This is a genomic window from uncultured Pseudoalteromonas sp., from assembly GCF_963922945.1.
Lineage (GTDB): Bacteria > Pseudomonadota > Gammaproteobacteria > Enterobacterales > Alteromonadaceae > Pseudoalteromonas.
Genome location: NZ_CAWUKC010000125.1, coordinates 1 through 6,885, shown reverse-complemented (window position 1 = coordinate 6,885; position 6,885 = coordinate 1). Strand labels below are relative to the sequence as shown.

The following is a 6,885-nucleotide window of genomic DNA, read 5'->3' as shown; positions in this document are numbered from 1 at the left end:
TCAATCAGCAGTAAACCTTCCAACCACTACATAAGTAAGGAAATATAAAAATGAAAAAACTAATCACTTCGGCAGCTATTGCCAGCGCGCTATTTGCAACCAGTGCAGCGCAAGCAGTAACAATTGATATTGGTATTTTATATACCGACCAATCAGCCGCAGCGACAAGTAATATAAACACCAAAATAAACCAGTTGATTGCATTTAGTAACCAGGTTTATAGCCAAAATGGCGTAGACATTACGCTGCGTTTAGCCGGCACAGAAAACCTAGGCGATTACGCAATTACCCCGTCTGAAGAATGGTTAGATGCCGTGACCAATAGCAGCTACGTAGATGGTTTACGCACGAGCTGGAAAGCCGATATGGTGGCTGTACTGGGTACCGGCCAAAGTGCGGGCAATGGATTAATTTCGTGTGGTTTAGCTTGGGTTGGCCAAGGTACAAACGGTAATTTATACAGCTCAATGAGCGACCGCATGTACTCAATCACAGCCATTGATTGTGGCGCCACCACGTTTGTGCACGAGCTGGGCCACAACCAAGGCTTAGCGCACTCACGCAAACAAGGTGATACCTCAGGCGGTGTGTATGTTGATGGTATGGGCCATGGCGTGCAAAACGAATTTGCCAGCATTATGGCCTACCCACACGTTTATGGTAGCGCAACCCAATACGATTACTTCTCAAATCCTAATTGGAGCGTAAATGGCTTAGCCTTTGGGGTAACTGGCCAAGCGTATGCAATTCGTACCGTTACCGATACAAAAACAAGTATCGCTAATTTTAAATAAGCTAAGTTAGTCTTATTCCCTTTAGAGCGCCTTGGCGCTCTTTTTTAACCCTAAACATTAACAAAATTTAATCTTGCATCCACCTTTACAATATTTAGCAAAAGGTACACTTATTCCATAGTAATAACTAAAAGCCTAAAAGTGCGCAGCTAATTTTAATGCACCACTATTTTTTGCTTTACGGCGGGCATAAGTGTTTTACCATCGCCATCTACTTTACTTAGCAGCTTAAGCCCCATTACCTTTGCAAGCACAGGGTAAATATCAAGGTTATTTACTTTTTCAAGGCTTAACCCTTGTTTAAACGCAGGCCCTATCGCAATTAACGTGGCTGCCATATCGTCGGTGTAAGCATAGCCATGAGTACCTAAGTACATAGCTTTGCCCTTGTTAGTAAACACAGCAGGTGCATTCGTTTGCGCAACAATGTCTCCTACACGCGTGCCTTTATTATAATGATAAGCTGCCAGCTGCGCGTCAGTTAATACGGTATAACGCCCGTTTGCTGCTTGTTGCAAACGTTGTTTGTAAGTTGCAATTTGCTCGCTTGTTACCCCAGGTTTTGCGTAAATAAGTAAACGTGGGCCGGTGTTTTTAACTATAAAGTTATCGTTTGTGGGCAAAGTGGTAACATCAATACTTTGCTCAGGATCTACATGTGCCATACCGTGATCAGACACAATAACAAGGTTAATATCTTGCTCTAGTTGGCTTAAACGCGCCTGTAGTTGCCCCATTAGCTCGTCTAACTGCTTAACTGAATCGCGGGTTTGCGGTGCATCTGGCCCAAACTCGTGCCCCATGCTATCAACCAACGAAAAGTAACTGGCTACAAAACGTGGACGCTGCGCTTTTGGTAAGCTAAGCCATTGGATTATTTGATCTACACGGTTTTGGTATTCACTGTATTTAGAATAATGAAAATAATAGTCGGGCGTCATACCGTTAAAGCGCGCATCAGACTCTGGCCAAAAATACGTAGCCGACTTTAGCCCCTGCATTTTAGCTAAATTCCAAAGTGGAATACCGCTAACCCACGTGCTATCGCGCATGCCTTTACCCATGCTGTAGCACTCGTTTTTACGTGCTTTATCACAAAATTTGTTATCAACAATGCCATGATTTACTGGCAACAACCCAGTAATAATAGAAATATGGTTAGGAAATGTTTTAGTTGGGTACACAGGCATCAACTTTTGTGCGCGTACACCTTTAGCAGCCATTGCTTTTAAATTAGGCGCGCCATGTTTTTCTATGTAATCCCAACGCATGCCATCTATTGATATAAGTACAACGGTTTGCTCTTTCGCGGCAAACACGCTATTCGTCCCTAAAGCAAGGCAAAACAACATTACCTTTAAAATCCACAGCTTCATTTTTACTACCTTAAATGCAAAAAAATTATTTTAAAGCAAGTTGTTACTTTATGATACAAACTGCTAGATTAAACCCAGTTTATTAAATATCAATGACGCAGCGCGCTATTCACGGAGAAACCATGATCGACTTTAGTAAAAAAATAACCCCAGCGCGCATGTATCGCACCACCGCAAATTTACAAATGGCGATGGAAAGCGACCGCGGGCGCATCATTAACAGTGCAGCTATTCGCCGCCTGCAGCAAAAAACCCAAGTGTTTCCGCTAGAGCGTAACGCCGCGGTACGCTCGCGCTTAACTCACTCGCTAGAAGTACAGCAAGTGGGGCGTTTTATAGTACAGCGCATATTTGCAAATTTAAGTTTTGAGCAACAAACCGAGTTTGGTCTAAAAGGGCTAGAACGCCCACTCGAAAGCCTAGTAGAAATGGCGTGCCTAATGCACGATATAGGTAACCCACCTTTTGGTCATTTTGGCGAAGCCGCCATAAACCACTGGTTTAATAATAATTTAGCAAGCGTTACCCCCACCCGCTGCCAAGAGCCAAATACCGGCATAGGGGTTATTTTTAAACACCTAGCACACGACATTTGTAACTTTGAAGGCAACGCGCAAGGCATACGGATCATTCACTCGTTGCTTGGCTTAAATTTAACCTACTGCCAAAGTGCTGGTATTTTAAAATACACCCGCCCTGCAGGGCTAAACCCAAAAGACATACCACAAAATAAAAGCTACTTAATGAAAAAAGTAGGCTACTACTACAGCGAAAAAACCTTTGTAGAAGCACTGCAAAACGAGCTGATTATAGAGCCATATTGCCGCCATCCGGCAAGTTATATAATGGAAGCTGCCGACGACATATCGTACTGCTTAGCCGACATAGAAGACGCCGTAGAAAAAGACATAATAACCACCGAGCTACTTTGCCAACAGTTAAAAAGTGAATATAAAAAAGCCCTAATAAACTTAACCATTGACGACACAGAGCACTTAAACTTTGTAAATAAAGCGGTTGATTACGCCCTAGAGCGCGCAAGTGCACAGCCTTATAACTTTAACAGCGAGTTTTTTATTTACCTGCGTGTTGCCCTGCTTCACCCGCTTGTTAACCACGCCGCAAAGCGATTTATAGAGCACATTGAGCCAATTTATCATGGCGATTTTAACCAAGCCCTACTCGAAGATAACAGCCACCTGCACGCTATTACCAAAACCCTAAAACAAGTAGCGCTTAAACATGTGTTTTCGCATAAAGAGGTAGAAAAACTCGAGCTACAAGGCTATCGCATCATTAACGGCCTGCTCGATTGTTATAAACCGCTGCTTCAGCTTAATAGCGATGACTTTAAACGTGCACTTAATGGCGACTCGCGCTTATTAATAGAGTCACGTTTAGTTAAAAAGCTCTCTAAAAAGCATTTAAATAGTTACCAACACGCTATAGATGCCATGCAAGAAGAGCCCGACCACTTTGCCGCGTACGAGTTTTATTATCGCTGCAGGCTAATTCAAGATTACATAAGTGGCATGACCGACCAATTTGCTTACGATGAATACCGCAGCCTAATGGTGATTGATTAACGAGGGGGTTTTTACTTATCTCACTAGGTTACAAACCTTGGAGCGGTTTAATCGCTCCAAGGTTGAGCAAATTTCAATCTCAAAGTTCAACGCGCTCTAAGCTATAAGCCTAGATATATTTTAACTTTGCGCTTAAAATCAAACTATTGATACTTAAGCGCCGTGTTTTATGATTACTAGACTCTCTCAACTTATTTTTTGTTTTGCTTTATTTTATAGCAGCCAAAGTGTGGCCTATAACGAAGCCATGTGTATTTTAATAAAGCAAGAAATGCAGCAGTACAGTAATAATAAAACCAGCCAACAATACCGTAAAGCCGCGCGTGATTTTAAAAGAAACTGTAACAAACCTAAGCAAGTACAAACAAAACCGGTAGCGCCCAAAGTTGTTGAGCAAGCCCCTGAGCCCCATGCACTTACTCCAGAGCAAGAGCAAGCGCTGCTTGAGCAAATCAATGCAGCAGAGCAAGCCATAAAACAAAGCGTAAATAACACAACCTCTGCGCAGCCTAATGAACAAATAGATGAACAACAAAGCGAGATTACAGCGCCTGAGCCCACTAACAACGCAGTAAAGACCACTGAACAAAAGCCTTTAACTACTCAAACGCAAGTACAACCTATTGCTGATAAAAACACGCCCAAAGTAGAGCCCAAAACAGAGCCTAAAAAAGATCAGCCAACAGTGAAAGCTACGCCAAAACCTGCCCCTGTACTTGTGCCAACACCCGTTACTGAGCCGCCCAGTTCATTACTTTTACCCAGCTTGTTATTGCTGGTTGTGGTACTTATTGGCGCCATGGTGGTGATACTACGCTTACGCCGCGCTAAACAAAACAAAGCTGAGCCGCCTGCTGCGCCACCTGTTAAAGAGCCAACGGCTGCGGTTACTAAAAATAGCAGTACTAAAACAGAGCAAACAGTAACGCAAAAAGGCGCAGCAGCTTTGAGTAAAAAGCCAAAAGTAAAAAATAATGAACCTTCAAAAGCGCCTATAAATAAAGTTAAGCCTGCCACAGAGCAACCAGCCGATCACGAAACCCAGCTAACTGCAAAAGCAGCGCCCACTCCTGAGCCTAACAAAGTAGCGCCAGAGCCAAACACCGCAGAATTTGAAGCCGCAGCTAAAAACACCTTGGCGCGTATTCAAAATGCAAACAGTTTTGCTGAGCCTGAAGTAAGAGAATTTGACCCTGATGCACCCTCAATTAAGCGAACGCGCAAGCCTCAAAGCAGTCCGGCTGAAAAGCCAAAAGCAGATCCTATTGAAGAAGTTAAACCGCAAGCGTCCACACTTGTAAACGAGCCGCCTGTTTCAACTAACCCAACCACCGAGCCAAAGAGCAGCGCGCACTTACATACCAGCGATAAAGCCAACGAGCCTGAACACGCCACGCAAAATATTGAGCACGACTTTAAAGAGCCCGAAATTCGCACTTACGACCCCGAAGCCCCCTTAAAAGCAAGTAAAAAGGATGTAACGGTAAGCGCTGCAGCCAAGCCCAATAATGAAGCACCACTAGATGCGCCAGCAAGCAAAGCAACAGAACAACAACCAGCTCAATCAGCGCCTGAGCCCGAAAGCTCTTCAAAACAAGCTGATGCAAGTAACCCGTTTGCAAACCTTTCGCTAGATGAAAGCTGGGACCCAAATTCAGATAAAAAGCCCGTTATAGAGCCTAAAAAGAAAGCACCTAAGTCTCAAGCTTTAATAGAGGCAGAAGAACGCGCTAAAAACATGAAAACAAAAGACTAGCTAAATAATTAAGCAGCTAATGTTAAGGCTTAAAACATGACAATCACTAAGTAGCGTTTTTTAACCGCCCTCATAGGGTTTTGTATTAACTACAGCGGTAATAATTATGCTGCAGGCACAAAAAAGCGGCTTTACAGCCGCTTTTTTTAAATACTGGGTCACTCAGGGGGCCTGTTTTTTATATTTAAATCGTATTGCAAAATACCATCGTTATTTACCGCTACACCCGCTAATTGCACTGAATGATTTGCAAACTCTTCCGAGGCAGATAAATCAGCTAACAAACCTGCAATGTCTTCGTGTTTAGGTTGCCCATCGGTTGCAACAATACCCGCATTACAATCGTTTTGTTTACACTCAAAGCTGTATAAAAATAACGACTTTTCGGCAAAGCTACTTTGCACAGTATTTATAAATGCTTGCTCTGACTTCGCTAAATCATCTGCACTTTGGGTTTTTGCTGCACCCTCTAACTCAGAGTATTCACCTACCTCTTGAGGGGTAATCACTATTTGCTCAGTAAGAGCAGTTCCCTTTTTGTTAGAAATATCATGCATTGCTTGTATATCTACCACCAACGGCTGAGCAGGCTGCACTGGTATGGTGTTAGTTGTTGAAAGGTTATTTTTAGCCAAGGCGGTCAAATCGTTTTTAAAAACATACAAAGTTGCAGCTGTAATAGCGCATGCAATTAGCAATTTGTTCATAATACTTCCCTCCTTCAACCGGTTTACGCAATACAATTGAGGTAAATGCTTTTTATGTGTGGGTAATGTTAATATTATGTTTTACACACGTATGTACTGTCAATCTTTAATACTAGACAGTTCAAATTAAAAGAACAATTTTATCAATGTTAATATTTAATGAACCACTGCTAAGCTCAGCGCGCCACATTTCAACGCTGTCAATAGCTGAGCGCTCGTTTACCCACCAGTCAACACGTTATTTGTTTGTAACGAGCTGTAAAAAGTAACTCTTTTTATGACCACACCGCAAGCAAAAAGTTTACGTTTATTGTTACTAAAAATTAAATAAAATTACTCAAAGTGAATAACTGCAGAATCAAAACCACACACAACTGCTTAAATTTTCTAAAAGAGGCAAAGGTCAAATAAAAACAGGCACAAAATGACAGGAGCATACCTCGCGTTTGGTATTAAATTTTTCGCGGCATAAAGCCGCTGCTACTCGTTAATTGCACCACAAAGGGCACAGAGGCGCTTCGCGCTACACGGAGAAACACAGGTATAAATAAGTCACTTCTCCTGCTCTACTCCTTCACTTCTCGGTGGTTAATTTTGCTTGTAGCCGCGAAGCTTGCTCGCGCAAGATGCGAGTTACTTCTCTAAAGCGCAGCGTCTCTTAACCTC

Annotated in this window: 5 protein-coding genes; 3 read left to right on the top strand and 2 right to left on the bottom strand. The window is 42.7% G+C overall.

Annotated elements, in window-relative coordinates; all coding sequences use genetic code 11:
* Window positions 1-50: 50 nt before the first annotated feature.
* A complete protein-coding gene (locus AABI99_RS17160) occupies window positions 51-794 on the top strand; it encodes a zinc-dependent metalloprotease family protein (RefSeq protein ID WP_338367345.1) in 744 nt (247 codons plus the stop codon).
* Between the two features lie 155 nt (window positions 795-949).
* On the opposite strand, the gene AABI99_RS17155 is transcribed toward AABI99_RS17160, so the two are convergent.
* Window positions 950-2,170 (bottom strand): ectonucleotide pyrophosphatase/phosphodiesterase, encoded by a 1,221-nt coding sequence (locus AABI99_RS17155; protein WP_338367344.1) that lies wholly within the window; start codon window positions 2,168-2,170, stop codon window positions 950-952.
* Between the two features lie 122 nt (window positions 2,171-2,292).
* Between AABI99_RS17155 and dgt the strand changes: the two genes are divergently transcribed.
* Both dgt and AABI99_RS17145 read left to right on the top strand, forming a co-directional pair.
* Entirely contained in the window at window positions 2,293-3,756 is a 1,464-nt protein-coding gene (dgt, locus tag AABI99_RS17150) for a dGTPase (protein WP_338367343.1), read from the top strand.
* 169 nt (window positions 3,757-3,925) lie between these two features.
* The gene (locus tag AABI99_RS17145) at window positions 3,926-5,512 is read left to right on the top strand and encodes a cell surface protein (RefSeq protein WP_338367342.1); all 1,587 of its coding nucleotides are present in this window, start codon (window positions 3,926-3,928) and stop codon (window positions 5,510-5,512) included.
* Between the two features lie 158 nt (window positions 5,513-5,670).
* On the opposite strand, the gene AABI99_RS17140 is transcribed toward AABI99_RS17145, so the two are convergent.
* Window positions 5,671-6,219, bottom strand: a complete 549-nt coding sequence (locus AABI99_RS17140) for a hypothetical protein (RefSeq protein WP_338367341.1) — start codon at window positions 6,217-6,219, stop codon at window positions 5,671-5,673.
* Window positions 6,220-6,885: the final 666 nt, after the last annotated feature.